The organism is Natronobacterium haloterrestre (assembly GCF_900112205.1).
In the GTDB taxonomy this organism is placed as follows: Archaea; Halobacteriota; Halobacteria; order Halobacteriales; family Natrialbaceae; genus Natronobacterium; species Natronobacterium haloterrestre.
Window position 1 is genome coordinate 78,456 of the sequence record NZ_FOKW01000005.1, and the last position, 24,059, is coordinate 102,514.

A 24,059-nucleotide genomic window follows, 5' to 3' on the forward strand; every position below is an offset into this window, starting at 1 on the left:
CCGGAGACCAGTCGATATGGTCTCGGACGAGAGCGGGAACGGGAACGGGAACGAGGACGAGGACGAGGACGAGGACGAGGATGAGGACGACGGCGACTGGAAGGAAGAAAACCGGAACGAACGCGGGGCGTACGCCGTCGTCGACCCGACCGACCTCGAGTCGGTCGAGGACCGACCCTGTGATCTCCGCCGGATAAGCGAGGCGGTCGGACTCGAGGGCGTCGCGATCAACCGTTTTCTCGCGGAGCCGGGCGAACAGCTCCCGTTGACCTACCACTACCACGAGCGCCAGGAGGAGGCGTTCGCGGTCCTGTCGGGCGAGTTGGCCGTCGAGACCCCCGACGGGGAGTTCCGGGTGCCGGAGGGAGCGGTGTTCACCGCGGAGCCGGAAGCGCCCCATCGGGCGTACAACCCCGAGGACGCGACCGCGCCGGTCGAGGTGCTCGCGATCGGCGCGCCGTCAGTCGACGGCGACGCGGTTCCGTACGACCCGGACGAATCGTGATCCCGGTCAGTCGCAAGTGTCGATACCAAGCAAGGCGTTGACCGGACAGCGCTGGATGACCGCGGTCGCGAAGATATCGCTCCCGGCAACGAACGCGAGGGTTCCAGCGGTCCGGTCCCGGTTTCGGTAGCCGACGAGCAGCAGCGCTGCGCCGAGGACGAACCGGAGCGTACGGTCGAGACCGCCGACGTTTCTCTCCATGTACGAGCGAACGACCGGCACGCACGTAGTACTGATCCCTGACGGGATCGACGCCGCCTCGAGTAGGCGGATCCCGACGGGGATCGTCGAGTCGGTCGTCGGAGTCTACTCTTCCCCGCCGTCGTCCTCTTGCGCGCTCGAGAGGCCCGCGTTCCGGTCGCGCTCGAGCGCCGGCGGCGCCTCGGTGTAGTCGGAGTAGCCGTCGAACCAGCGGACGATCCGCTCGAGTCGGTCGACGACGTGCCCGGGTTCGCCCGAGCGGGAGAGCTCGTGGCCCTCGCGCGGGTAGCGGACGAGCCGGGTGTCGACGCCGTGTTTCTGCAGGCCGATGTAGAACAGTTCGGCGGTGTTGGCCGGCGTCCGGTAGTCCCGGTCGGAGTGGAGCACGAGCGTCGGGGTGTCGACCTCGTCGACGTGGGCGACGGGCGACTGCTCCCAGAGGAACTCGGGTTCCTCCCAGGGGGTAGTGTCGAAGTCCCCCTCGACGAGTTTGAACGCGTCCGTCGAGCCGTAGAAACTCGTGAGGTCGTAGACGCCCCGCTGGGAGACGGCGGCCTCGAACCGATCCGTGTGCGCGACCGTCCAGGCGGTCATGAACCCGCCGAAGCTGCCGCCCGTGACGTACTGCTCGTCCTCGTCGACGTAGTCCCGTTCGCAAACCGCCTCGACGCCTGCCAGAACGTCCGTGAGGGTGACCTCGCCCCAGTCACGTTCGATGGCCGTCGCGTGGTCCTCGCCGTAACCCGTCGAGCCCCGCGGGTTACACCAGAAGACGACGTACCCCTCGGCCGCGAGCGTCTGGAACTCGTGCCACATCGTCCCCGCGGTCGTCCACTGGGCGTGGGGGCCGCCGTGGATCTCGACGACCAGCGGGTACTCCTCGTCGGTCGCGTCGGCGTCGAACTCCGGCGGCGTCAGGACCCAGCCCTGGATCTCGGTTCCGTCGCTCTCGAACCGGATCTCCTCGGGCTGGCGGACGGCCCGATCCGAGAGGTAGTCGTCGTTGACCCGGGTCAACCGGGTGACCTCGTTGCCGCCGCGGGTCGAGAGGAAGACGTCGCCGGGGTGGTCCCACTCGCTCTGGACGTAGGCGATCGCGTTCTCGCCGACGGAGAAGTCCTCGATCGTGACGCCCTCGCCGTAGATCCGCGCGGGGTCGTCGCTCCCGTCGATCGGGACCGTCCAGAGGACCCGCGAGCCCTCGTCGGGCGTGGTGAAGTACAGCGACTCGCCCGCGGGATCGAGGCGGAACGCACAGTTGTGGCCGACGGTTCGATCCAGCGGCTCCGTCGGCGTGACCTCCGTTCCGTCCTCGCGGTCGTGGACCGTGATCTCGGTCTGGCGCATCGATGCGTTCTCCTCCGGCGTGTACGGGAACGCGACCCGGCCGTCGGCCGTCGCCTCGAGCGAGTCGACCCACCCCGTGGTCTCCGTGAACGCCGTCGCCTCGCCGCTCTCGAGGTCGTGCTCGTACAGTTCGTACGTGAGCGAGTCGTCCGGGTGCTCGTCCTCTTCCGCGGTTTTCGAGGCGTAGTAGACCGTCCCGTCGTCGCCCCACGTGGGCGCGATGTAATCCTCGTCGCCGTCGGTTAGCCGGGTGATGGGATGGTCGTCGGGGTCGACGGGGTCGCTCTCGTCGTTTTCGTCGTTCGCATCGTTCTCGTCGTTTTCCTCGTCCAGATCGCCGACCTCGCCGTGTAATACCTCGTCGTCGGCCTCAAGGGCAGCCTCCACGTCGAGGACGTAGACGTGGCTTCGGCGGCCGTCGAAGTACTCCGTCGCGGCGCGGTAGACCATCCGGTCGACGACCCGCGGATCGGGCTCTTCGGGATCGAAGTCGGGGTCGACGGCGTAGTCGCGGCGCGTCTCGCGGTCCTCGGCGGCTACCTGCTGGGTGAAGAGCAGCCGGGAGCCGTCCGGACTCCACTCGAGGTCGGCGATCCCGCCGACGACGCCGGTGACGCGGCGGGCCTCCCCGCCGGTCGTGGGGAGAATCCACAGCTGCTGGCGGTCGCTCTCGCCGCGCGTGCTGGCGAACGCGAGTCGGTCGCCGTCGGGGCTCCAGCGGGGCTGACCGTCGACGCCTTCGCTGACGGTGAACTGCGTCGGCTCGTCGCCGCCGACGGGGACCACGTGGATCGTCGCGCCGTAGGATTCCTCGTCGTCCGGTTCGCGGCGCACGAAGGCGACCCGCTCGTCGTCCGGCGAGACCCGCGGTTCCTCGGCATGAACGATGTCGTGATAATCGCTAGCATCGATCCTGTCCATAGCGGAGAACGACGGCGGGGCCGACTATAGGTTTCGGTCCCCCCAACGGCGTTCCGGAACTGCTGTAAAAATAGTTACCACAATTCGAACAAGTCTTTCGGAGACTACCTGCTAATATATCACCAGTATATGGTTTCGAACGGTGTCGAATCGAAGCTATTAATACCTTATTGTCTAATAGTATAGAGATATGGTGAAACACATTAACAGGCGTAAATTCGTCGCAGCGACCGGGATTGCCGGACTGACCGGACTGGCCGGCTGTATCGGCGAAGACGCGGTCGAGGACGAAGAAGACCCCGACGGGGACGACGGAGACGACGGCGCCGACGGAGACGACGGAGACGACGGCGCCGACGGAGAAGGACAGGTGCTCTCCTGGCACGCCGGCGGTACCGGCGGGACGTACTACCCGCTTTCGGGCGACTTCAAGAGCATCGTCGACGCCGAGACGCCCCACGAACTGCAGGTCCAGTCGACCGGCGCGAGCGTCGAGAACGTCGGCAGTCTCGCCCGCGAAGAGGCCGAGTTCGCGCTGATCCAGAACGACATCGGCTACTTCGCGTTCAACGGCACCGGCCTCGACCAGTTCGAGGGCGAGCCCGTCGAGAACCTCCGCGGCGTCGCGACGCTGTACCCCGAGACGATCCACGTCCTCACGCAGGGCGACTCCGGCATCGAGACCATCGAGGACCTCGAGGGCACGACGGTCAACACCGGCGACCTGGGGAGCGGGACCCAGGTCAACGCCCTGCAGATCCTCGAGAGCGCGGGCATCGAAGAGGGTGATTTCAACGAGCAGAACGGCGACTTCGACACCGCCGCGGACCAGATCCGCGACGGCGACGTCGACGCCGCGTTCGTCGTCGGCGGGTGGCCCGTCGGCTCCGTCGAGGAACTCGCGACGACCGAGGACATCTCGATCGTCGAGATCTCGGGCGACGTCCGCGAGGCCGTCATGGGCGACGCCGAGTGGTTCGCCGAGGACACGATTCCCGGCGGCACGTACGACGGCATCGACGACGACATCGAGACGGTGTCGGTCCAGGCGATGATCGCCACCCACGAAGGGGTCGACGAAGGCGTCGTCGAAGAAGTGACGACGGCGATCTTCGAGAACACCGACCAGATCACCCAGAAAGAGGAGTTCATCGACGCCGACTCCGCACAGGACGGCATGCCGATCGATCTCCACTCCGGCGCCGAAGCGTACTTCGGGTAACGATCGGTTCCGGACCGCGACCCGACTCCACTCGTTTCGGACCGAGCACCGAACGACCGGGCCGGCGACGCGAGCAGTCGAGCGCTCGATCGTGCCGGCACAGTTTCGATTTCACGCTCACGCCCGATCTCGACCGTGACTCGAGCGATTCACCGACGAACTGCAGTCGTTTTCCTTGCGTTACTGGGAGCGACGGCTCTCCTCGCCGGCGTCGTCGTCGGCGTCGGGACGGCACTGACCGCCGACGCGACCCTCGTGGTCGAACACGCCGACGGCGGCGACCGCGTCCTCGAGGTTCCAGTCGACGAAGGGACCGAGGTGACGATTTCGTACATGCATAGCGTGGAGAAGACGCCGGTCGAGGATATCTACGTCGTCGAGGACGGCGCGCTCCGGATGGACCGGATGGTATTCGTCTCCCACGGGGCGGGGCTCCCGTCGGACGCCGACATCGAGGAAACCGACGACGGGTTCGTCGTCTATCCGGACGGCACCTACGAACGGCTCAACGTCGTGCCGGGGGAGATCGCCGGCCACGAACTGATCGTCGGAGACGAACGCTACGACCTGGTCGAACGGACCGACGGGCCGGTCGTACTCTCCGTTGCCGACCGGTCGCTCGCCGACGCGGTCCCGGTCCCGGTCCCGTGGTCCGGCAGTTCCGCGAACGTTCCGGGGGAGGCGACCGTCGCGACGGACACCGGCAGCGACGGCGGCGTTCTCGAAACTGCCGGCGCTCGGGCCACGATATCACTCGCGGAACCGCTGTCGATACTCGCACCTACTCTCGATCCAGCCTCGCAGTCGAACCCTGATCCACTACACTATATCGTACCATGAGCACGGATACTCGCGATACGGACTCGCTCTCGGACGACGGACTCCCCGAGGAAGAAACCGAGGACGTTCTCCAGGAAGTCGAACGTAACCGCACCCATCGAGGGCTGACGGCGATCTTCGTCGCCCTGGTCGGTGTTACCTTCTCGGCGTTCCAGATGTGGATCGCCGCACGCGGCTACCAGTTCGAATTTACCCTCCCGGTCGCCGGCGAGGTCAGTCTCGTCTCGTTACAGCCGCTGCAAGTCTTTACGATCCACGTCACGTTCGCGCTGGTGCTCGCCTTTCTGCTGTACCCGCCGACCCGGGGCGACGGCCCCCTTTCCCGCCGGCTCGGCGCGATCGAACCCGCCGCTCGAGACCTGTTCGGGGCCGACAGCCCGGTCACGCGAGCGACCGAGCGACTCGGCGACGTCGTGCGCTGGCTCGCGGTCGACCCGTCGCTGAACCGGATCACGCCGCTGGACGTCCTCCTGCTGGTGCTGTCCCTGCTCCCGGCGGTGTACGTCGTGGGCAACTTCGACCAGATCCGGAACGCCGCCGTCTTCGGCATCCACTCGACGCCGCCGGTCCAGGAGGTCTACCCGTGGCTGCCGGGACTCGAGACGCTCGTCACGGGGCTTGCGGCCGTCGGGAGTCCGTTCCACGAGACCTCCTACGCGTTCGTGGTCGGCGTGCTCGGCATCCTGCTGGTCCTCGAGGCGACCCGCCGTGCGCTGGGCGGCCTGCTGATGGGCCTCGTCGCCGGGTTCATCGTCTACGCCCGCTGGGGGTACCTGGTCCCGCGGGACTCCGCTCTCGGCGTTCTCTCGATCCAGCCCGAATCCTGGGGGAACATCGTCTACAACCTCTGGTTCACCACCGAAGCCGGCGTGATGAGTACTCCCGTCTCCGTCAGCGTCCGCTTCATCTACATCTTCATCCTCTTCGGGGCCTTCCTCGAGATGAGCGGCGCGGGCAAGTGGTTCATCGACCTCGCGTACTCGCTGACCGGGACCAAGAAAGGCGGCCCCGCGAAGGCCAGCGTCGTCTCGAGCGGCTTCATGGGGATGCTCTCGGGGTCGTCGATCGCCAACACCGTCACCACGGGCGCGTTCACGATCCCGCTGATGAAGCGGTCGGGCTACACCCCCGAATTCGCCGGGGCCGTCGAATCCTCCGCCTCCTCGGGTGGACAGATCCTCCCGCCGGTGATGGGTGCGGCGGCGTTCCTCATCATGGAACTCACCGGAACGCCCTTCGCTGAAGTGATCATCGCCGCGACCCTGCCGGCGATCGCCTTCTTCTTCGGGATGTGGGTTATGGTCCACTTCGAGGCGGCCCGTGGCGGGATCGGCGGCCTCTCACGGGAGGAACTCCCCGACGCCCTCGAGAGCCTCCGAACGGGCTGGTTCTACCTCGTACCGATCGTTCTCCTGCTGTACTTCCTGGTGATCGCTCGGTTCTCGGTCAACCGGGCCGGCTGGTACACGATCGTCTCGATCGTCGCGCTCATTGCGGTCGTCGCCGCCTACAACGAGCGCACGCGAGCCCCACTCGTGGGAACGATTACCGTCCTCTCGCTCTTCCAGGCCGCCGCGTACCTCACGACCGGGGCCGGCGTCGTCGACGCCGTGCGGGCGGCCGTCGGCGCAAGCAGCGTCGCTGCCGAACCGTACTCGATCGGCGAGGCCGCCGTGGCGACGGCCTCCGACCTCGGAACCATCATCATCCTCGTCAGCCTCGCGTTCCTGCTCGCCACCCGGAGTTCGAACTCGCCGCTGCTCGAGCTCGACGACGACGTCGACGAGGCGGCTCGAGCGGGGGCGTCGGCCGTCGACCGGCCGTCGCTGTCGAGTCACACCGCGTACCGCTTTGGCACCTTCATCCTGAAGTCGATGGACTCGGGCGCACGGACCGCGACGACCGTCGTCGTCGCCGTCGCCGCGGCAGGGATCGTGCCGGGAGTCATCAGCGTCACTGGGCTCGGGCCGAACCTCGCCGCGCTCATCGGCGCGATCAGCGGCGGATCGATGCTCGCCTTGCTCACGCTGACCGGGATCGCGGCGATCCTCTTCGGAATGGGGATGCCGACGACCGCGATGTACATCATCCTGGTCGCGATGCTCGAGACGCCGCTGGTCGACGCCGGCATCGGCGTCCTCGCGGCACACCTGTTCGTCCTCTACTTCGGCCTGATGGCGGACGTCACCCCGCCGGTCGCTGTCGCCGCCTTCGCCGCAGCCGGCGTCGCGAAGGCCGAGGAGCTCAAGACGGCGACGACCGCGTTCCTGCTCTCGCTGAACAAGATCCTCGTCCCGTTCGCGTTCGTCTTCTCGCCGGGCATCCTGCTCGTTCGCGACGGCGAGGTCATCGGCTGGAGCGACGTCGCCGACGTCGGGTTCTTCACCAGCGAGGTTCTGGTCCCGGTCGTCGGGATGTTCCTCGGCGTCTACGCGCTCGGCGTGACGATCATCGGCTACCAGTACGCCGACGTCGACTCCCTCGAGCGCGGGCTCTACTCGCTTTCCTCGATCCTGCTGATGGTGCCGGAGATACCCCTACTGATCGTCGAAGGGCTGCTCGGCTTGCTTGGCATCCCCTCGGCGCTGACGATCTTCACGATCACGGCCTCGCTTCGGGGGGTCGGGCTGGCTATGCTGGTCGGACTCACCTACCGGAACCGGTCCCGCGAGAGCCCCACGAGCGCCGACGCGGACGTGTCGACGCCGGCAGCCGGCGACGTCTGAGCGCATACCGCCGGCCCGACCGGCCCGACGTGACAAGCTATTTCCACGTCGCCCCCGAACTCGCCGTTGATGTCCGCGGCCTCCCCGTCCGATGCGGGCGACGACCCAGCCCGTGACGGAGTCGTCGCCCGACTCGCCGCCGTCTACGCCGGCGTGGTCCTCTCGAGTACCGCCGCCACGATCGCGACGGCAGCCGACGGATCGAACGCGTTTCGCGTCCTCGCGCTCGCTGTGGTCGCGCTCGGCGTCGGCACCGTCTCGGGACTTTTTCTCTCGCGGCGCGTGTCGCCGCTCTCGAAGCGACTGGGGCGTAGTCGTCGCCGTCGAATCGGGGCCTTCCTGCCGGCGGTCCCGTTCGCAGCCGTCGGCCTCGCCGCAGGTCTCGGTCGTCTTCCCGAGGTCACCGGCGTCGTCGCCCTCCTCTCGGGGGTCGCGATCACCGTCGTCACCCTCGTCCTGACCGCGGCCGCGACGACGCGATACGTCGACACCGTCGTCGGCGAGCCCCACGCGACCTGTCGGTGGACGCCGCCGCGTCGACCGGTGCTCGACGCCGTGCTCCTCGTTCTCTGGGTGCTATTGGCCGGAATCAACGCGCTCGGCGGGGACGGCCTCTGGGCGGTCGTCTGGGCTGGTCTCGGAGTCCTCTGGGTCGTCAGCGGTCTCGTCGAGGGCCGGCTCCGCTCGCCCGGGACTGGCGTCGAGCCCGAACTCCGCGTCCACGACGTCGGGCTGGTCGAGCGACGGCCGTACACGGCAACCCTCGTCCGCTGGGACGACGTCGATCACGCCCGTCTGCGCGAGGGGGAACTCGTCCTCGAGCGCGGGCTCTTCGACGTTCGGTTCGACCGCGACGACCTCGAGGATCCCGACGCGGTCCTCGCCGCGAGCGAGCGGTTCGTGGACCGGATCGGGTAACTGCGAGAGCGGGCCCATCGTCTCCCGTCTCTCGTCTCCCGTCTCCCGTCTCCCGTCTCTCGGGCCGTCTATCCCTAGGCGAGGTCCACGCGCCCGCTGGTCGCGCTGCGCAGCCGATCCCGAAGTGCCTCCGCCTCGGCGATCGGCACCCGCACGTGGAAGGTGACGTCCGCCTCGTAGTCGGCCTCGAACTCGTAGCCCTCGCTCTCGAGGACCCCCCGGACGGTGCCGGAATCGTCGTACTCGACCGTGACGGTGACCGTCTCGTGCGGTCGCTCCTCGACGACGCCGGCCGCATCGACCGCGTCTTTCACCGCCTTCGAGTAGGCCCGGACGAGTCCCCCGACCCCGAGGTTCGTCCCGCCGTAGTAGCGCGTCACGACGACCGCGCAGTTCTCGAGGTCGCGCTGTGCGAGGACGTTCAGTGCCGGCTTGCCCGCCGAGCCGGAGGGTTCGCCGTCGTCGCTCGAGTACTCCCGCAGGAGTTCGCCCGCGGGGTCGGCCCGGACGCGGTAGGCGGGAACGTTGTGCGTGGCGTCGTCGTACTCCGCCCGAACGGCGTCGACGAACGACTCGGCGGCCTCGACGGAGTCGACGGGGCGGACGTGGCCGAGGAACTCGGAGCCCTGGACGACGAACTCGGCGGTCGCGGGGTCGGCGACGGTCCGGTACGCGTCGCCGTCGCCGTCGGCGTCGCCATCGGTCACGGCCGCTCACCTGCCGACACGGACCGCGATCCGGCCTCGAGTCCGGGAACGAACATATCGGTAGTTGACCGGAACGGGAAAAGAGCCCGTCGGTCGCCCGGCGGTGTGGAACCACCCCATACGCTATTGCCGCTCGCGCCAGTATATTCGAACGAATATGTCCGCGGTCGACGACGAACTCATGGACGAACTGCTGTCCGCCTGTCGGACCGCCGTCGGCGACGAACTCCGGAGCATCACGTATTTCACCGAAGACGAGGTCGAACAGGTGTATCTGCGATCGGATCTCGAGCGTACCGCCGACCTGGTCGGGTTCGCCGATCACGAACGCGTCGGCTTCCGGGCCCAGTCGGCATACCGGAACACCCAACTCGGCGACTACGAGGCGACGATCAGGATGTTCGAGAACGGCTACCTGACGCGGGTCATCCGCGGCGACCACGGCGTCTGGGTGACGACCGATTCCATGTCGATCGAGCGGTTCGAGGAACTGGCCAGCACGCTCACGACGGTGCTCGAAGACGCGGGCTCGAGCGCAGGGACGGCGAACCCGGCCTCGAGTCCGAACTCCGGCCAGAACTGGAATTCGGACGAGTAGCGCTCACTGGATCTCGATTTTCCGAACGAAATCGAGGTCGCGAAGTTCGGTGATCACGTCGCCGGGCAGGTCCTCGTCGGTGATCAGGTAGAGCCGCGGTTCGTCGGTAAACTCCGGGTCCTCGCTGATCGTCTGGCGGATCGAGATGCCGTTGTCGGCGAGCGTCCCCGTGATACCGGCGACGATCCCCTCCCGTTCGGGGTCGTCGACCGCGATCGACAGCACCGTCAGGTCGAGCACCGGCGCAAGGTCCATCAGGCTGGGCACCTGCGAGATGTTCTGGAAGATGCGCCGCAGTTCGGGATCCTCGAGGATGACGTCGGTCGTGGAGTCGACGACGCGGCGATCGACGTCGATCTCGCGGGCGATTCCGGTGTTCGGGATCTCGATGCCGCCGGAGACGACCCGCCCGTCGTCGTTGACGGAGAAGCCCCGCTCGAGCAGTAGCCGGATGACCGCCTGCTGGCTCGGGGAGCCCTCGAACTTCTCCATGATCTCGTCGAACATTCGTTGCCGAGTGTACGTGTGCAACGGTATAATGGTCGGTGGTTGATGCCGACGGCGCCCGTTCCTCGAGTTTCGACCCGGGTCGGCGGGGGCGGGGGCGGGGGCGGGGACGGAGACGGCGCGTCTGACGGACGTTTATTAGTTTGACGGCCATCACCGGAGGATATGCGACCACTCCGGAACTGTGACTTCTGTGACGCCGACGCCGCCGGTACTTTCGAGGTGCTGCCGCGGGATCTCGAACCGACCCCGACCGAGGACGAACAGCGCCGCGTCGTCCTCTGTGCCGAGTGCAAGGACCGCCTCGAGGTGCTGCTCGAGCCGCTGCTGGCCCGTGCCGCGGGCGGGGGCGGGGAGGAAGGCTCCGCGACCGCGACCACGGGCGCGACCGACGCGAAAACGGAACGAGCACGGACCGACCGCGATTCGAGCGGCACCGACGACCCCGCTCGCTCGGAGCGCGCCGGCTCCCGCTCCGGGTCGGACTCGCCTCCCGAACTCGAGGCCGCTCGTCCCGTCGAGACCGAGACGACCCGCACCGAGACGAGGTCGGCCGACGACGGGACAGCGGACTCGAGCGAGGACCCGACCCCAGACGCGACGGCCGACTCGAGTGCCAAGGAGGAGATCACGTTCGGTGACGACGGAATTCCGGAGCGATCCGCGACGGGAACTGACGCCGAGACGGGCGTCGAAGCCGATGCCGGCGAGAAAACCCGGGCGCGCGGGAGTGACGGGTCCGAGTCCGGAGAGACGAAGGCATCGGCATCAGCATCGGAATCGGCATCGACATCGGAGACATCGGCGACATCGGAGACATCGGGCACGAGCGACGAGGAATCGACCCCGACCCGCCCCTCGAGGGCCTACGCGAAGGTCGTCCGCCTGCTGCGCAACCGCGATTTCCCCGTGAAACGGTCCGAAGCCGAGGCGCTGGCCGCCGGCGCGTACGACCTCGAGAGCGACGAAGTCGAGGCGATCGTCGATCACGCGATCGAACAGGGGGAGTTCGAGGAACACCGGGGGAAACTCCGCCGACCGTAACGGGTTCGGCCCGGCAGAACCGCTCTTAGGAAGGATTTGATTGCTGCCATGACAATCCTCGTTAGGTAAAAGACACTACTTCCGAACGGTCCTAGGAAGCGGAGTGAACACCGCGACCCTCTCGTCACCCCTCTCGATCACTCTCCTCGTTCTACTCGGCACGTTGTTCGTGCTGTACGCCCTCTCGGCCCTGTGGTGGCTGTACGAGGTATTCGTGCTCTCGCGGAATCGGGATCGGGACCGGGACCGGGACGCCGAGGCGTTCGAATGGGGACTCGAGGACGTCCAGGTCCGCATCCTCACGGTCGACGGCAAACGGGTGGTTCAGGGAACCGTCGACGCAGTTCCCTCGGCTATCGACGACGTCCACGTGATCGCCGAAGCGCCGATGGACGTCAGCGGGGCGACCGTCCACGTCGTCCCCGAGGAGTTCGACTGCGAGGCGACGAACAAGGGCCGGGCGCTCGAGTGGGCCAGCCGGACGCTCCAGTGTGAGAAGGAGTACGTCCTCTACCTCGACGAGGACACCATCGTCACCGACTTCACGGGCGTTCCGGACGCGGACGTCGTCCAGTTCACGGAGTTGCCGATCTACACCGGATCGTGGTTCACCTACTGCTGTGAGGTGTTTCGCGTCGGCTACCAGTTCGAGCAGTTCGGGTTTCCGCGGCTACGATACCCACTCTACGCCTGGGGCGGCGGCATCGCGATTCGACGCGACCTCGAGGAACGGATCGGGTGGGACGTCGGGACCGTCACCGAGGATACGAACTTCGTCTGGCGGGCGGCCCGCGAGAAGGGATTCTCGTTTCGAGTGGTCGACGCCCGGTTCCGGAACCAGGCCCCGCCCACGATATCGGCAATGATCCGCCAGCGCCGGCGCTGGATCTCCGGTTCGCTCCAGGACGGCGGTATCCTCCCGCTCTCGTACCGGCCGCTGTACGGGACGCGGGTGGTCGTGTGGGCCTGTTCGCCGCTCGTCCTGATCTGGATTCTCGGCGTCGTCGTCGACACGGGAACGGCGGGGCTGCCCACTCGAGCGTTCGGCGGGATTTCGGCGGCGCTTGCGGTCGTGCTCGTCGTGTTCATGTGGTTCGGAATCCGGGCCTACCGACTCGAGCCGTACCTATGGCCGGCGTTTCTCCTCGCGACGCCGCTGGCCGTCGTGCTCCACGCGGCCGGCGCGGCCTGGGGCATCGTCTCGCCCGTCTCCGAATTTCAGGTGACCGAGAAGATACCGCCCGAGACGGTCGAAACGGTCAATCCGGCCCTCGAGCGGGGCGACATCCGGGCACACGATGGAACCGAGTCGCTCGTCGGGGAGGGCCCGCAGGCGAGCGAAACCGGGGGGAAAGTGGAGGTGGAGGTGGAGGTGGAGAGAGAGGACGAGGTCGAGGAACAGGAACATGAACAGAAACAGAAACAGGAGCAGGAAGGGGATAGAGCCCGCCCGCTCGACTAGAGCGCTCCCTTCGTACTCGGCGTGTCCCCTCGGCGCTCGTCGAGTCGCGTCGCATCGTCCAGCGTCCGGGCCAGCGTCTTGAACAGCGCCTCCACCTCGTGGTGAGCGTTCTCACCCGTCACCTCGAGGTGCAGCGTCAGGCCGGCGTTCATCGCAAGCGACTCGGCGAAGTGACGCGCCATGTCGCTCGTGAACCCGCCGATCGACTCCTGTGAGAACGTCCCGTCGAAGTAGAACCGGGGCCGCCCGCTGACGTCCACCACTGCACCCGCGACGGCCTCGTCGAGGGGAACCCGCCGGTCGGCGTACCGGACGATCCCCGTACGGTCGCCCAGCGCCTCGTCGAACGCCTCCCCGAGGACGATCGCCACGTCCTCGACCGTATGGTGGTCGTCGATCTCGAGGTCGCCGTCGCAGTCGACCTCGAGGTCGAACAGGCCGTGTTTGGCGAACGACTCGAGCATGTGATCGAAGAAACCGATCCCGGTCTCGACGTCGGCGTCGCCGGAGCCGTCGATCGTCACGGTACAGTCGATCGCCGTCTCGGCGGTCTCGCGGGTGACGGTCGCGGTGCGATCGTGGTCGCTCATGTCGAACCGATCGGACCCGCGGTACAAGGCGGTTGCGCTCGCCCCGGCGGCGGGTACCGCTCCCGACTTCGCCCGTTCTGACCCGACAGCGAGGACGAAACCGGAAAACGCCCGCAGATCGCTCTATAAAATTTTAACGCCGTTCTAAAACCCCCGCGAAACGACGTTGGCCGGCGGCTAATGACGTGAAACGGACCGAAACCGAGTCAATATTCACCCCCTTATATCCTCTCCAGGATGAATGTCGTGATCGAGAAGAGGTGATCCCGATGTCGAACCCCTCCCCGCTTTCGAACGAATCGATCGGTCCGTCCGGCCCTGAAACGGACCGCCAGCACGACCGACGCCGCCGTATCGTCCACTCGCTGAAAGGCCCCGCACAGTTCCTCTCGTTCTGGGTCGCTATCGCCCTCCCGTTCGTCCACGTCCCCCTGCTCGCCCAGGGACTGGGCGACCCGAGCGTGACGCTGACCTTCCTGCTGTTGCTCGGTCTGAACGTCCTCGCGCTGTATCTCGGACACGGCTACAACCAGTCGTAACGTCACGAGCCCGGAGACGGCCGGATCGGACCATCGCCCGGACGAGCCCTCCACCGGTCCGCCTCGCTCCTCGGCGCGCTTCTTCCCGTGGCCGACACCCGACACCCGACGCCCGGTAGCTGGCAGTTTGCGTCCGTAACCGGCGTCGTTACCGTATCTGTTATGGGCCTCCCCCTCACAGGTCAGGACAGTCGATGAGGATTCGCGTCGACTGGCGCTCGAGTTGTAGCCTCACGGGTACCATGCTGCGGTGGCTGGCCGTGCCGCTCGCAGCCCCGCTTGGCCTCGCGTTGCTCGACGGCGACGATCCACGTCCGTTCCTCGTCGCCATCGCCATCACGGTCGTCGTCGGGGCCGCCCTCGAGCAGCTGAAAGCGGACCGTGACCTCGGCCAGCGCGAGTCGTTCCTGATGGTCGCGCTCACCTGGCTCGGCGTCGCCGTCGTCGGGGCCGTTCCGTTTTTCGTCGCGGGCACGGGAACGATCGCCCATCCGGTTGACGCGCTCTTCGAGAGCATGAGCGGGCTGACGACCACCGGCGCGACCGTCCTCGAGGACTTTACGATCCACGACCGGTCGATACTGCTGTGGCGACAGCTCCTCCAGTGGCTCGGGGGGCTGGGGATCCTGATCGTCGCCATCGGCCTGCTTTCGCACCTGATGGTCGGCGGTGCCCAGCTGATGGAGACCGAGACCCAGACACAGAACGTCCGGAAACTCCGCCCCCAGATCTCCGAGACGGCACGGCTGATCTGGGGGCTGTACGTCGGTCTCACGCTGCTTGCGATCGCCGTCCTCTACGGGCTCCATCTGCTCGGTTTGGCACCCCAGATGGACCTCTTCAACGCCGTCTCGCACGCGTTGACGAGCGTCGCTACCGCCGGATTCTCGCCACAAGGCGAGAGCGTCGGGGCCTTCACCCCGATCGTCCAGTGGGCGATCATCCCGTTCATGGTCGTCGGCTCGACGAACTTCGTGTTGCTGTACTATCTCACCCAGGGGGAGTTCAAGCGCCCGCTCGAGTCGGAAGAGCTCCGGTTCTACCTGGGAACGATCGCGTTCTTCGGCGCGGTAGTCGTCGGGATCCTCTGGTTCGATCCCGACGTCGCGAGGGGCCTCGAGGAGACGGTTCGCCACGGGCTGTTCAACGTGGTTTCGATGATCACGACGACCGGGTACGCCTCGACCGATTTCAACGTCTGGACCCCGGGCGCGAAACACGCGCTGTTCCTGTGTATGTTCCTCGGCGGGATGGCCGGGAGCACGACCTGTTCGATCAAGTCGCTGCGCTGGCTGGTCGTCCTGAAGACGTTTCGCCGGAATCTCTTCACGTCGGTTCATCCCGACGCGGTACGCCCGCTGCGGCTGGGCGGCGAGGTCGTCGACGAGGAGACGGTCAACGACATTTTCAACTACGTGCTGCTGGCCATCGTCATCTTCTTCCTGCTGACGGTCGTCATCGTCGTCGACGCGGCCCGTGCGGGGACCGCGGTCACCGAGTTCGAGGCACTGAGCGCGGCGGCCTCGATCTTCCTCAACATCGGCCCGGCGTTCGGGATGGCCGGACCGATGGACAACTACCACGGGTTCCCGGCGACGACCCGCTCGATCATGATCGTCATGATGTGGATCGGTCGCATCGAGATCATCCCCGTGCTCGTCCTGCTGACGCCCGCGTTCTGGCGATCGTAAGCGGCTCCGGTCTCGAGCGAGGGCAGTCACTCGAGCGGTCGACCGTTCCGGCGGCACCGATACAGCATACACCCCGCGAGCATCAGCAGACAGCCGACGAGCATCGGCGTCGCGAGCGTCAGCAGCGGCGTCCCGATCGCCAGCAGCGGTTCCCCCACCGCAGGCGGTGTTGCGGCCGCGACGTCCTCGAGCGTCCCGGCCGTGATCGCCAGGTTCGCCAGCCCCGCGCCGCCGAGGAACAGGCCCCGTACGGCGGGGTCCTCGAGCAAGTACAGCAGCGGGAGCAGCGTCGCGAACGCGATTACGTAGTACAGAGGGAACGACGGGAAGAAGACGAAAACCGCGAGCACGGTCGCGTGCGCGGCCACGAGCCGATCGATCGGCGTCTCGAGCGGACCAGCGTAGACGAACGCGAGCGGGACGAGCAAAACGATGGCGGCGACCGCCGACAGCGCCGTCGGCTCGAGGTCGACGAAGACGGACAGCGGACGCCGCACCGTCACGTAGGGCGCGGCCGGGTCGAGGCCGCCGACGAACGCCTCGCCGTCGCTCCGGGGGAGCAAGGCCTCGAAGAAGAACGTCCGAGTGCGGTCGAGACCGAAAACGGCGGCCCCCAGCGCGAGGCCGCCCAGGCCGGTCGCGGTCGCGGCTCCCACGGCCAGCCACGCCCGCAGGCGGAGGAGCCAGACGCCGACGGCGGCCGGGAAGACCTTCAGCAGCGCCGCGGCTCCGAGCGCGACGCCGGCGAGCCCCTCGAGTCGAGAGTCGTCGGCTGCGACAGCCCGCTCGAGCAGGAACAGGCCGACGCCCACCGAAAGCGCCATCCGGAGGTTGACTTGCCCGTACACGAGCGACGGCACGGAGTGGATCGACGCGACGACGAACCCCGCGATCAGCGCGCGGTCGAGCGCGGCGAGCGGGCGGTGGCGCTCGATCCAGCGGACGATCAGCGCCGCCAGGACGAGCGCGAGCGCGATCTCGAGGGCAGTGTGAACGAGGAAGCCGGACCACCGGCCGACCGCGGCGAACGGGAGGAACGGGACGATCGTGATCGGGGGGTACAGGTAGTAGAACTCGGGGAATCGTTCGGGCGCGACGTCGTAGAAGTCGCCGCCGGCGAGGGCCGCCTCGGCGGCGACCCGGTAGACCTCGAAGTTGGCCGCGAGCATGTGCCGGCGGTCGGTCAGGAGGACGGCGAGCATGACGACACCGAGCAGGATGCCACTCGCGAGGACGGCTCGAGCCCCCGCTGTCGGCCTCGAGCGGTCGGACTCCCGCTCGACGTCGGCATCTGAAGCGTCCGCGGCGTCGGACGGTTCGGGGGGTCGCGACACGCATGAGGGTTACGCGGACGGCGTTTCAGTGTAGCGATCGGAACCGGCCCCTTGCCAGTCGAACCCACGGTCAGCGGATTTTGCCGTTACTACGACGCATATACACGTGCAGGAGTATGCGTACTAAACATGAGCGACGACGCGAGCGACGGGGACGACGCCGACCCGGCCAGCCGAGGGTTCGGGACACGGAGCGTACACGCCGGTCAGGGACCGGATCCGGCGACCGGCGCGCGGGCGACGCCGATCCACCAGACCACCTCCTACGTCTTCGAGGACGCCGACACGGCCGCCGCGCGATATGCCCTCGAGGACGACGGCTACATCTACTCCCGGATCGCGAACCCGACGGTTCGGGCCCTCGAGAAGCGCCTCGCGACACTCGAGGGCGGGGCAGGCGCGGTCGCGACGGGCAGCGGGATGGCGGCGCTGGACGCGGCAACGTTGCTCCTCGCGACGGCCGGCGACAACGTCGTCTGTTCGACCGACACCTACGGCGGGACGACCACCTACCTCTCGACGACCGCGACCCGGCGGGACATCGAGCCGCGGTTCGTCCCCACCCTCGAGTACGACGCCTACGAGGCAGCGATCGACGAGGACACCGCGTTCGTCCACGTCGAGACGGTCGGCAACCCGTCGCTGGTCACCCCCGACTTCGAACGCCTCGCCGACCTCGCCCACGATCACGGCGTCCCGCTCGTGGTCGACAACACCTTCGCGACGCCGGCGCTCTGTCGCCCGCTCGAGCACGGGGCCGACGTCGTCTGGGAGTCGACGACCAAGTGGCTCCACGGCTCCGGGACGACGATCGGCGGCGTCCTCGTCGACGGCGGGTCGTTCCCCTGGGGCGAACACGGCTACGACGAACTCGCTGGACAGAACCACGCCTACCCCGACGTCGACTTCTCGCGGGACTTCCCGGAGGCCCCGTTCGCGGCCGCGGCGCGATACCGGTCGCTGCGGACGCTCGGCAACCAGCAGTCCCCGTTCGACGCCTGGCAGACGCTGCAGGGACTCGAGTCGCTGCCGCTGCGCGTCGAGAAACACTGCGAGAACGCCGCCATCGTCGCCGACTACCTCGCGGATCACGACGACGTCGCGTGGGTCACCTACCCCGGCCTCGAGAGCCACCCGACTCACGACAACGCCGCCCGATACCTCGAGGACTTCGGCGGGATGATCGCGTTCGGGCTCGAAACCGGCGGCGGGGACGGGGAGACGTCCGCCCGCGGCGGCTACGAGGCGGGGAAGACGTTCTGCGAGAGCGTGGAACTGGCCTCGTTCCTCGCGAACATCGGCGACGCGAAGACGCTGGTCACCCACCCCGCGAGCACGACCCACGGCCAGCTATCGCCGGAAGAGCAGAAGGAGGCGGGCGTCACGCCCGACCTCGTCCGGCTGTCGGTGGGAATCGAGGACCCCGAAGACATTCTGGCCGACCTCGAGCAGGCGATCGATCGGGCGACGCAGGCGACGCGAGCGAGCGGCGATTCAGAACCGTCAACACGCCCGAGCGAGGAGGGGGAGTAACGTGACCGCCAGAGACACGGTCGACCTCGGCGAGTTCGAGTTCCGCTCGGGCGAATCGATCCCGTCGCTCGAGGTGGCCTACGAGACGTACGGCGACTTCACGGGCGACAATGCCGTGCTGATCTGTCACGCCCTGACCGGAAGTTCCCACGTCGCCCGCCGGCCGGACGCCGACGACGACACCGCGGGACAGGCCCGCGCGTGGTGGGGCGACGTCGTCGGCCCCGGGAAAGCGATCGACACCACCGAGTACTACGTCGTCTGCGCGAACGTGCCGGGCTCCTGTTACGGGACGACCGGACCCGCAAGCGAGAACCCCGAGACCGGCGAACCCTACGGCACCGACTTCCCACCGGTTACGGTCGGCGACTGGACCCGCGCCCAGCGCGAACTGCTCGACGAACTCGGCGTCGGCCGCCTACACGCCGTCGTCGGCGGCAGCGTCGGCGGGATGAACGTCCTGGACTGGCTCCGGCGCTACCCCGACGACCTCGAGCGCGCCGCCGTCGTGGCCGCCGCCGCCAGGCTCGACGCGCAGTGTCTCGCGCTCGATACCGTCGCCCGGCGAGCCATTACCAGCGATCCGAACTGGGCGGGCGGCCACTACTACGGCGGCCCGGAGCCGGAGGACGGCCTCGCCCGCGCCCGCCAGATCGGCCACATCATGTACCTCTCGAAGGCCTCGATGGCCCGGAAGTTCGGCCGCCGATCGGCGGGTCGAGAGACCGTCCGCGAGGAGCCGCCGGATCCCGCGGCCGCGTTCTTTCCGTATCGGGAGGTCGAGTCCTACCTCGACTACCAGGCCGAGAAGTTCGTCGACCGGTTCGACGCTAACAGCTACCTCTACCTGACCCGCGCGATGGACGACTTCGACCTCTCTGCGGGCTACGAGAGCGATGCGGACGCGCTCGCAGCCTTCGAGGGGGAACTCCTGATGCTCTCCTTTACCGGCGACTGGCACTTCACCGTCGAACAGTCCGAGTCACTGGCCGGGGCCGCCCGCGAGGCGAGCGTCGACGTCGCCCACCACGTCGTCGACTCCGACCACGGCCACGACGCCTTCCTGGTCGAACCCGAGAAGGTCGGCCCGCCGCTGTCGGGCCTGCTCGAGGAGGGGCTGTCGGCCCGAGCGATCGTCGACACGGACGACCCCGACGAAGACGACTTCGCGCCGGTACACGCGAGCCTCTTTTCCGCCTGAGACGGACGGAACCGACGCAAGACGAGAAAACGCCTCTACGACTCTACTGCTCCCGTTCGTGTGACCTCACTCCCGGCCGACGGCTGCGGAGTCGGAGTCGGACTCGGTCTCCCCGCTCCGGCCGCCGGTCCCCGGTTCCGTGTGCGTGAGCACCGTCGGACCCTCGTCCGCGCTCTCGCCGAGCGCGTTCGACTGGAACTCAGCGGCCGCGGTTTCGACCGCCTCGGCCAGTTTCTCGAAGTCCGACTCGAGTCGGTCCTCGTCGTAGAGGGAGGTGCACTTCGCGCCGACGGTCACCGAGAGGACCGCGCCGGTCGCCGGCGAGGAGATCGACGGATCGACGCTGTACTCGACGCCCTCGAGGACGTCGTCGGCGTACTCGTTCGTCCGCGTGGCGTAGGCCGTCCCTTCCTCGACGCAGTAGAGTTCGCCCCACTCTCGAGTACGGGTGACGTAGTCGTAGGCGATTACCGCGACCCCGAACAGGGCGAGCGGAATTCCGAGGATCGGCAGGCTCTCGGCCAGTTCGTCGCCGACGGAGAACACGAGGATTCCGAGCGAGAGCGCGAAGACGCCGAGCGTCGTCACCGTCAGGAGCCGTTCGGCGTAGGGATCGTTGAGTTCCGACGCGAGCGGCTTCGCGTCCTCGATCGGACGCTTTCGGGCCTTGAATCCGCCCTTGGCGTGGAGTACGTCGTCGTCGATCGGCGACTGCGACCCGCTTTCGGCCGGCGACGCGTTCGTGACGATCCGATACCCCAGATCCTCGGCTCGCTGTCGGACCGCGATGTGAAACGAGTGCAGAGAGAACACGTCCGGCGACCGAACCGAGATCGTGTGCGTTCGATCGGCCTCGATCTCGTGGGCGAACCGCCAGGAAACGGCCTGGACGACGACCCCGGCCGCCGCGACGGCCGCCCACAGGCCCGCCTGTGAGAACTCCTGTAAAGCGAGCGAGAGGACGAACAGCACGCCGCCGGACACGGCGAGTGCGCTCCCGAACGAGCTCCGGAGCGTGTACTTCCCGATCCGCGACCAGTCCGTCGACGCGACGACGTCCTGACGGTCGAGCGCGAGTTGGCTCTTCACGCCGGGCAACGAAACGTCGAATCGACTCAGTCCGACCAGCAACGCCCCGAAGACGAGCAACGAAGCGGCTTCAGGGCCGCCGACACCCCCTGCGGTGGTGCCGAAAGCCAGTGCGAGCAATCCCCCGATAATGAGTACCTTTCCGACCGTAGCCAACCGTGACATACAGCGGTACTGGTGAACAGGTAACAATAAATCTATTCGCCGATGATATTTTCATACGCCCAATACGAGGGGGAGAAAAGCGGTCAGGGAACCCATTCGCGCGGGAAAAGCGAGAGAGCGGAGAACCCGAAATCGGATCAGTCGGCCGCCTGATCGTAGGCCGGGCGATCGATCTCGTACTGCTCGAGCGGGTCCGAACCGGTCGCACGTCGCTTCGCCCAGCGGGCGGTATCCAGAACGAAGAGGGCCATCTCCTCGCGCCGGGTGAGCATCCAGGACTGTGCGCCGGGGGATCGGAACAGTGCGATCAGCGCCCACATCGATCCGGCGGTGAACGAACCCGTCGCCGAGAAGGTCATACCGAGCGTCGCGAACGTCAGGGAGTAGACGTACCCGATCGTCATCGACGGGACGCTCGTTCCGAGCGGAACGCAGGCGTCCGAGTCACGAAGCGTCGGTGCCAAAAATACCACCGAGAGACTGCTGCCGATCAGGAACACGAGGTCTTGCCACATCATCAAAACTACTTACTCGGTCTTGAGTTAATAACTCGCTCGGTCGCGAAATCGGCAGTTAGACCGGACAGTTCCCTCGAGAAGACCGTTCGGACGGGTGACGTGGGCGCGGAGAGAACCGGGAAGACGGCCGGCTCGAGGCTGTTTCCGATCGAGGTGCTCCGATAATTGGTCATTAGAAGAGCGGTCGTGCCGTCGTTCCAGCGACCTGTCAGTCGTCCACGAGGACGCCCTCCTCGACGAGCGTCTCACGGGCTTCGTCCATGGAGTTCACGACGACGTCGCAGGCGGGTTCGACGGCCGGCTTCGGTTCGAACCCGATCGAGAGGCCCGCAACCTCGAGCATCGGCAGGTCGTTGGCCCCGTCGCCGACCGCGACGGTATCGGCGAGGTCGACGCCGACGTCGGCAGCCAGTTCCTCGAGGGCGTCGTCCTTGGTGCCCTCGATCAGCGGCCCCTCGACCTCGCCGGTCAGTTCGGTCCCGGCCTCGCTCATTGGAAGGCGGTTCGAGACGATGTGGTCGACCGACGCGCCCTCGCGCTCGAGGGCGGCCGCGACGCCGCGTTCGAACCCGCCGGTGAGGATCGCCGTGGTGACGCCCGCGTCGTTCAGGTCGGCGACGAGGTCGGCCGCGCCCTCGCGGAGTTCGACCTCGTCGAAGGCGGCGTGGGCGTCCTCTGCCGGCAGCCCCTCCAGCAGGGCCGCGCGTTCCCGCAGGCTCTCGGCGTAGCCGATCTCGTCGTTCATTGCACGTTCAGTGATCGCGGCCATGTCGTCGGCGACGCCCCGGCGGTCGCCGAGCAGGACGGTCATCTCCGAGTCGGAAAGCGTCCCGTCGAAGTCGAAGGCGACGACTGTCATCGTCGGAGGTTGTGAGCGACGGGATAAACCAGTTCAGGTTCCACCGCGTTTTGCCGCCCCGCCGACCACAGCTACTTCGAGTCCGGCGCCGAACCGGGGTGTATGTACCGCGACCTCTCCCAGCCGATCGAATCCGGGATGCAGACGTTTCCCGGCGACCCCGCAGTCGACGTCTCGCGGGCCGCGACGATCCCGGAGGACGGCGTCGCGGTCCGGGAACTTCACTGTGGGAGCCACACCGGGACCCACATCGACGCGCCGGCACACACCGAACCCGACGGCGACACGCTCGAGGCCCGCGACGTCGGCGAGTACGTCTTCGACGCCCGGTTCGTCGACGTCTCGCCCTGCGAGCCACGCGAGCGGATCGGAGCCGAAGCGATAGTGGACGCCCTCGAGGTCGACGACTCGGTGGACCTGCTGGTGATCCGAACCGGCCACGACGCCTACTGGAATACCGACGCGTACCGCGATCATCCGTACCTCGCGCCGGAGGCGGCGAGCCTGCTCAGGGAAGCCGGCTGTGGCGTGGCGACTGATACGCTGAGCCCGGATCCGACGCCGTCGCCCACGTCGACCGACGTCGAACCGGCGGACGAACCCGACGGCTTCCCCGCCCACCGGGAACTCCTGGGGGCGGACCTGCCGATCCTCGAGAACCTGACGAACCTCGCGGGGCTCCCCGACCGGTTTACCCTCTACGCGTTTCCGCTGCCGCTGCGAGAGGGCGATGGCGCACCCGTGCGGGCGGTTGCGGGGCTCGAGTAGCCAGAGTAGCCCGAAAACCCGAAAGCCCGAATAGCCGAAAGCCCGATCGGCCGGAAAACCTCGCAGTCGAAGCGTACGTTACTCCTCGACCGGCGTCTTGACGATCGTTACCGGACGCGAGGCCAGTCGCGCGACGCGGTCGGTGACGCTGCCGAGCAGCCGACGGTACTCGCCCGAGCGCTCCTTCGACCCCATGACGATCAGGTCGACGTCGCCCTCCTCGGCGTAGTCGATGATCTCCTCGTGGGGCGAGCCGTGGCGTACGACCGTCTTCGACTCGAGGCCGGCCTCACGGGCCGATTCCGCGGCCGCCTCGAGCGCGTCCTCGCCCTCCTGCTCGAGGGCGGACTCGAGGCCCTCGAACTCGTGGACGTACTCGTCGCCGGTGTAGGAGCCGTAGACGTCGCTGTCGACGACGTACAGCAGGTGCAGTTCCGCATCGGCGTGGTCCGCGACGGCGATGGCGTGTTCGATCGCCTGTTCGGTCCCCTTTTCGGCGTCCGTCGGGAGCAGGATACGGTCGTACATACGAGAGGGTACGCTCCCGGCGTAAATAACGGTAGCCGTCGTTCCAATCCAATGATAACTCGAGGGTGGACTCGAGCGTACTCGCCGCAACCGCAACGCTCTCCCCGGTTCCGTACCCAGACTCGGACGATCGATGGACGAGTCGCGACGACGCGATCCGACGACGCCCTCGAGGCCGTCTAGCCGGCGGCCCCGACCGAGGGTCAGCTGGCACCCACATCGCCTGCGGAGATCGCTCGGCGAAGC

The 24,059-nt window shown here is 67.4% G+C and carries 23 protein-coding genes; 13 read left to right on the forward strand and 10 right to left on the reverse strand.

All coding sequences use genetic code 11. The annotated features are described in order from the left end of the window. Positions 1 to 16 precede the first annotated feature (16 nt). On the forward strand, positions 17 to 505 hold the full coding sequence (locus BM113_RS11095; protein ID WP_089788000.1) for a cupin domain-containing protein: 489 nt from the start codon (positions 17 to 19) through the stop codon (positions 503 to 505). 6 nt (positions 506 to 511) lie between these two features. Here BM113_RS11095 and BM113_RS11100 read toward each other — a convergent pair whose 3' ends face one another. Next, entirely contained in the window at positions 512 to 706 is a 195-nt protein-coding gene (locus tag BM113_RS11100) for a YgaP family membrane protein (protein ID WP_089788003.1), read from the reverse strand. A 105-nt stretch (positions 707 to 811) separates the two neighbouring features. Continuing rightward, on the reverse strand, positions 812 to 2,974 hold the full coding sequence (locus BM113_RS11105) for a S9 family peptidase (protein WP_089788005.1): 2,163 nt from the start codon (positions 2,972 to 2,974) through the stop codon (positions 812 to 814). Between the two features lie 190 nt (positions 2,975 to 3,164). Here BM113_RS11105 and BM113_RS11110 point away from each other — a divergent pair, with 190 nt between their 5' ends. The 4 genes from BM113_RS11110 to BM113_RS11125 all read left to right on the forward strand — a co-directional run bounded on the left by BM113_RS11110 (position 3,165) and on the right by BM113_RS11125 (position 8,680). Further along, positions 3,165 to 4,196: a TAXI family TRAP transporter solute-binding subunit gene (locus BM113_RS11110; protein ID WP_089788007.1), complete on the forward strand. Its 1,032-nt coding sequence runs from the start codon at positions 3,165 to 3,167 to the stop codon at positions 4,194 to 4,196. Positions 4,197 to 4,331: 135 nt separating this feature from the next. After that, positions 4,332 to 5,036, forward strand: a complete 705-nt coding sequence (locus tag BM113_RS11115; RefSeq protein WP_089788009.1) for a DUF1850 domain-containing protein — start codon at positions 4,332 to 4,334, stop codon at positions 5,034 to 5,036. Further along, positions 5,033 to 7,762, forward strand: coding sequence for a TRAP transporter permease (locus BM113_RS11120; RefSeq protein WP_089788010.1), 2,730 nt, complete (start codon positions 5,033 to 5,035; stop codon positions 7,760 to 7,762). Before BM113_RS11115 ends, BM113_RS11120 begins: the two co-directional genes overlap by 4 nt. Before the next feature lie 69 nt (positions 7,763 to 7,831). Further along, a complete protein-coding gene (locus tag BM113_RS11125) occupies positions 7,832 to 8,680 on the forward strand; it encodes a hypothetical protein (RefSeq protein WP_089788012.1) in 849 nt (282 codons plus the stop codon). A gap of 74 nt (positions 8,681 to 8,754) precedes the next feature. Here BM113_RS11125 and BM113_RS11130 read toward each other — a convergent pair whose 3' ends face one another. Next, complete coding sequence (locus BM113_RS11130; protein ID WP_089788014.1) at positions 8,755 to 9,387, reverse strand: IMPACT family protein; 633 nt, start codon at positions 9,385 to 9,387, stop codon at positions 8,755 to 8,757. A 157-nt stretch (positions 9,388 to 9,544) separates the two neighbouring features. Between BM113_RS11130 and BM113_RS11135 the strand changes: the two genes are divergently transcribed. Further along, positions 9,545 to 9,985: a DUF7522 family protein gene (locus BM113_RS11135; protein ID WP_089788016.1), complete on the forward strand. Its 441-nt coding sequence runs from the start codon at positions 9,545 to 9,547 to the stop codon at positions 9,983 to 9,985. A gap of 3 nt (positions 9,986 to 9,988) precedes the next feature. On the opposite strand, the gene BM113_RS11140 is transcribed toward BM113_RS11135, so the two are convergent. Next, complete coding sequence (locus BM113_RS11140; protein ID WP_007141496.1) at positions 9,989 to 10,492, reverse strand: TrpY family transcription regulator; 504 nt, start codon at positions 10,490 to 10,492, stop codon at positions 9,989 to 9,991. A 165-nt stretch (positions 10,493 to 10,657) separates the two neighbouring features. Between BM113_RS11140 and BM113_RS11145 the strand changes: the two genes are divergently transcribed. Next, entirely contained in the window at positions 10,658 to 11,536 is an 879-nt protein-coding gene (locus BM113_RS11145; protein ID WP_089788018.1) for a hypothetical protein, read from the forward strand. A gap of 103 nt (positions 11,537 to 11,639) precedes the next feature. Next, complete coding sequence (locus BM113_RS11150; protein WP_089788019.1) at positions 11,640 to 12,998, forward strand: glycosyltransferase family 2 protein; 1,359 nt, start codon at positions 11,640 to 11,642, stop codon at positions 12,996 to 12,998. Here BM113_RS11150 and hisB read toward each other — a convergent pair. Beyond that, positions 12,995 to 13,588, reverse strand: coding sequence for an imidazoleglycerol-phosphate dehydratase HisB (gene hisB, locus BM113_RS11155; protein ID WP_089788021.1), 594 nt, complete (start codon positions 13,586 to 13,588; stop codon positions 12,995 to 12,997). The two genes, BM113_RS11150 and hisB, sit on opposite strands and share 4 nt — an antisense overlap. Before the next feature lie 269 nt (positions 13,589 to 13,857). Here hisB and BM113_RS11160 point away from each other — a divergent pair, with 269 nt between their 5' ends. After that, entirely contained in the window at positions 13,858 to 14,127 is a 270-nt protein-coding gene (locus BM113_RS11160; protein WP_089788023.1) for a DUF8028 family protein, read from the forward strand. Positions 14,128 to 14,321: 194 nt separating this feature from the next. After that, the gene (locus tag BM113_RS11165) at positions 14,322 to 15,818 is read left to right on the forward strand and encodes a TrkH family potassium uptake protein (RefSeq protein WP_089788024.1); all 1,497 of its coding nucleotides are present in this window, start codon (positions 14,322 to 14,324) and stop codon (positions 15,816 to 15,818) included. Between the two features lie 26 nt (positions 15,819 to 15,844). Here the strand turns inward: BM113_RS11165 and BM113_RS11170 are convergent, their stop codons facing one another. Then, positions 15,845 to 17,152, reverse strand: coding sequence for a glycosyltransferase family 87 protein (locus tag BM113_RS11170; RefSeq protein ID WP_089788025.1), 1,308 nt, complete (start codon positions 17,150 to 17,152; stop codon positions 15,845 to 15,847). Positions 17,153 to 17,281: 129 nt separating this feature from the next. On the opposite strand from BM113_RS11170, the gene BM113_RS11175 reads away from it, so the two are divergent. Together BM113_RS11175 and metX are read left to right on the forward strand one after the other, a co-directional pair. Next, entirely contained in the window at positions 17,282 to 18,685 is a 1,404-nt protein-coding gene (locus tag BM113_RS11175; RefSeq protein ID WP_089788027.1) for an O-acetylhomoserine aminocarboxypropyltransferase/cysteine synthase family protein, read from the forward strand. A 1-nt stretch (position 18,686) separates the two neighbouring features. After that, positions 18,687 to 19,886 (forward strand): homoserine O-acetyltransferase MetX, encoded by a 1,200-nt coding sequence (metX, locus tag BM113_RS11180; protein WP_089788028.1) that lies wholly within the window; start codon positions 18,687 to 18,689, stop codon positions 19,884 to 19,886. Positions 19,887 to 19,952: 66 nt separating this feature from the next. On the opposite strand, the gene BM113_RS11185 is transcribed toward metX, so the two are convergent. The 3 genes from BM113_RS11185 to serB form a co-directional block, all read right to left on the reverse strand. Further along, positions 19,953 to 21,140 (reverse strand): hypothetical protein, encoded by a 1,188-nt coding sequence (locus BM113_RS11185; protein WP_245758029.1) that lies wholly within the window; start codon positions 21,138 to 21,140, stop codon positions 19,953 to 19,955. A 137-nt stretch (positions 21,141 to 21,277) separates the two neighbouring features. After that, complete coding sequence (locus BM113_RS11190) at positions 21,278 to 21,658, reverse strand: hypothetical protein (RefSeq protein ID WP_089788032.1); 381 nt, start codon at positions 21,656 to 21,658, stop codon at positions 21,278 to 21,280. 208 nt (positions 21,659 to 21,866) lie between these two features. Next, positions 21,867 to 22,517, reverse strand: a complete 651-nt coding sequence (gene serB / locus BM113_RS11195) for a phosphoserine phosphatase SerB (RefSeq protein WP_089788033.1) — start codon at positions 22,515 to 22,517, stop codon at positions 21,867 to 21,869. A 102-nt stretch (positions 22,518 to 22,619) separates the two neighbouring features. On the opposite strand from serB, the gene BM113_RS11200 reads away from it, so the two are divergent. Continuing rightward, entirely contained in the window at positions 22,620 to 23,285 is a 666-nt protein-coding gene (locus BM113_RS11200; RefSeq protein ID WP_089788035.1) for a cyclase family protein, read from the forward strand. 78 nt (positions 23,286 to 23,363) lie between these two features. Here BM113_RS11200 and BM113_RS11205 read toward each other — a convergent pair whose 3' ends face one another. Continuing rightward, a complete protein-coding gene (locus BM113_RS11205) occupies positions 23,364 to 23,813 on the reverse strand; it encodes a universal stress protein (protein WP_089788037.1) in 450 nt (149 codons plus the stop codon). Positions 23,814 to 24,059: the final 246 nt, after the last annotated feature.

What these genes read in the sequence shown, in the direction of transcription:
- BM113_RS11095 (WP_089788000.1), top strand. Translation starts at nt 17, where the DNA reads ATGGTCTCGGACGAGAGCGGGAACGGGAACGGGAACGAGGACGAGGAC.
- BM113_RS11100 (WP_089788003.1), bottom strand. Translation starts at nt 706, where the DNA reads ATGGAGAGAAACGTCGGCGGTCTCGACCGTACGCTCCGGTTCGTCCTC.
- BM113_RS11105 (WP_089788005.1), bottom strand. Translation starts at nt 2,974, where the DNA reads ATGGACAGGATCGATGCTAGCGATTATCACGACATCGTTCATGCCGAG.
- BM113_RS11110 (WP_089788007.1), top strand. Translation starts at nt 3,165, where the DNA reads ATGGTGAAACACATTAACAGGCGTAAATTCGTCGCAGCGACCGGGATT.
- BM113_RS11120 (WP_089788010.1), top strand. Translation starts at nt 5,033, where the DNA reads ATGAGCACGGATACTCGCGATACGGACTCGCTCTCGGACGACGGACTC.
- BM113_RS11125 (WP_089788012.1), top strand. Translation starts at nt 7,832, where the DNA reads ATGTCCGCGGCCTCCCCGTCCGATGCGGGCGACGACCCAGCCCGTGAC.
- BM113_RS11135 (WP_089788016.1), top strand. Translation starts at nt 9,545, where the DNA reads ATGTCCGCGGTCGACGACGAACTCATGGACGAACTGCTGTCCGCCTGT.
- BM113_RS11140 (WP_007141496.1), bottom strand. Translation starts at nt 10,492, where the DNA reads ATGTTCGACGAGATCATGGAGAAGTTCGAGGGCTCCCCGAGCCAGCAG.
- BM113_RS11145 (WP_089788018.1), top strand. Translation starts at nt 10,658, where the DNA reads ATGCGACCACTCCGGAACTGTGACTTCTGTGACGCCGACGCCGCCGGT.
- hisB (WP_089788021.1), bottom strand. Translation starts at nt 13,588, where the DNA reads ATGAGCGACCACGATCGCACCGCGACCGTCACCCGCGAGACCGCCGAG.
- BM113_RS11160 (WP_089788023.1), top strand. Translation starts at nt 13,858, where the DNA reads ATGTCGAACCCCTCCCCGCTTTCGAACGAATCGATCGGTCCGTCCGGC.
- BM113_RS11165 (WP_089788024.1), top strand. Translation starts at nt 14,322, where the DNA reads ATGAGGATTCGCGTCGACTGGCGCTCGAGTTGTAGCCTCACGGGTACC.
- BM113_RS11175 (WP_089788027.1), top strand. Translation starts at nt 17,282, where the DNA reads ATGAGCGACGACGCGAGCGACGGGGACGACGCCGACCCGGCCAGCCGA.
- BM113_RS11185 (WP_245758029.1), bottom strand. Translation starts at nt 21,140, where the DNA reads ATGTCACGGTTGGCTACGGTCGGAAAGGTACTCATTATCGGGGGATTG.
- BM113_RS11190 (WP_089788032.1), bottom strand. Translation starts at nt 21,658, where the DNA reads ATGATGTGGCAAGACCTCGTGTTCCTGATCGGCAGCAGTCTCTCGGTG.
- serB (WP_089788033.1), bottom strand. Translation starts at nt 22,517, where the DNA reads ATGACAGTCGTCGCCTTCGACTTCGACGGGACGCTTTCCGACTCGGAG.
- BM113_RS11200 (WP_089788035.1), top strand. Translation starts at nt 22,620, where the DNA reads ATGTACCGCGACCTCTCCCAGCCGATCGAATCCGGGATGCAGACGTTT.
- BM113_RS11205 (WP_089788037.1), bottom strand. Translation starts at nt 23,813, where the DNA reads ATGTACGACCGTATCCTGCTCCCGACGGACGCCGAAAAGGGGACCGAA.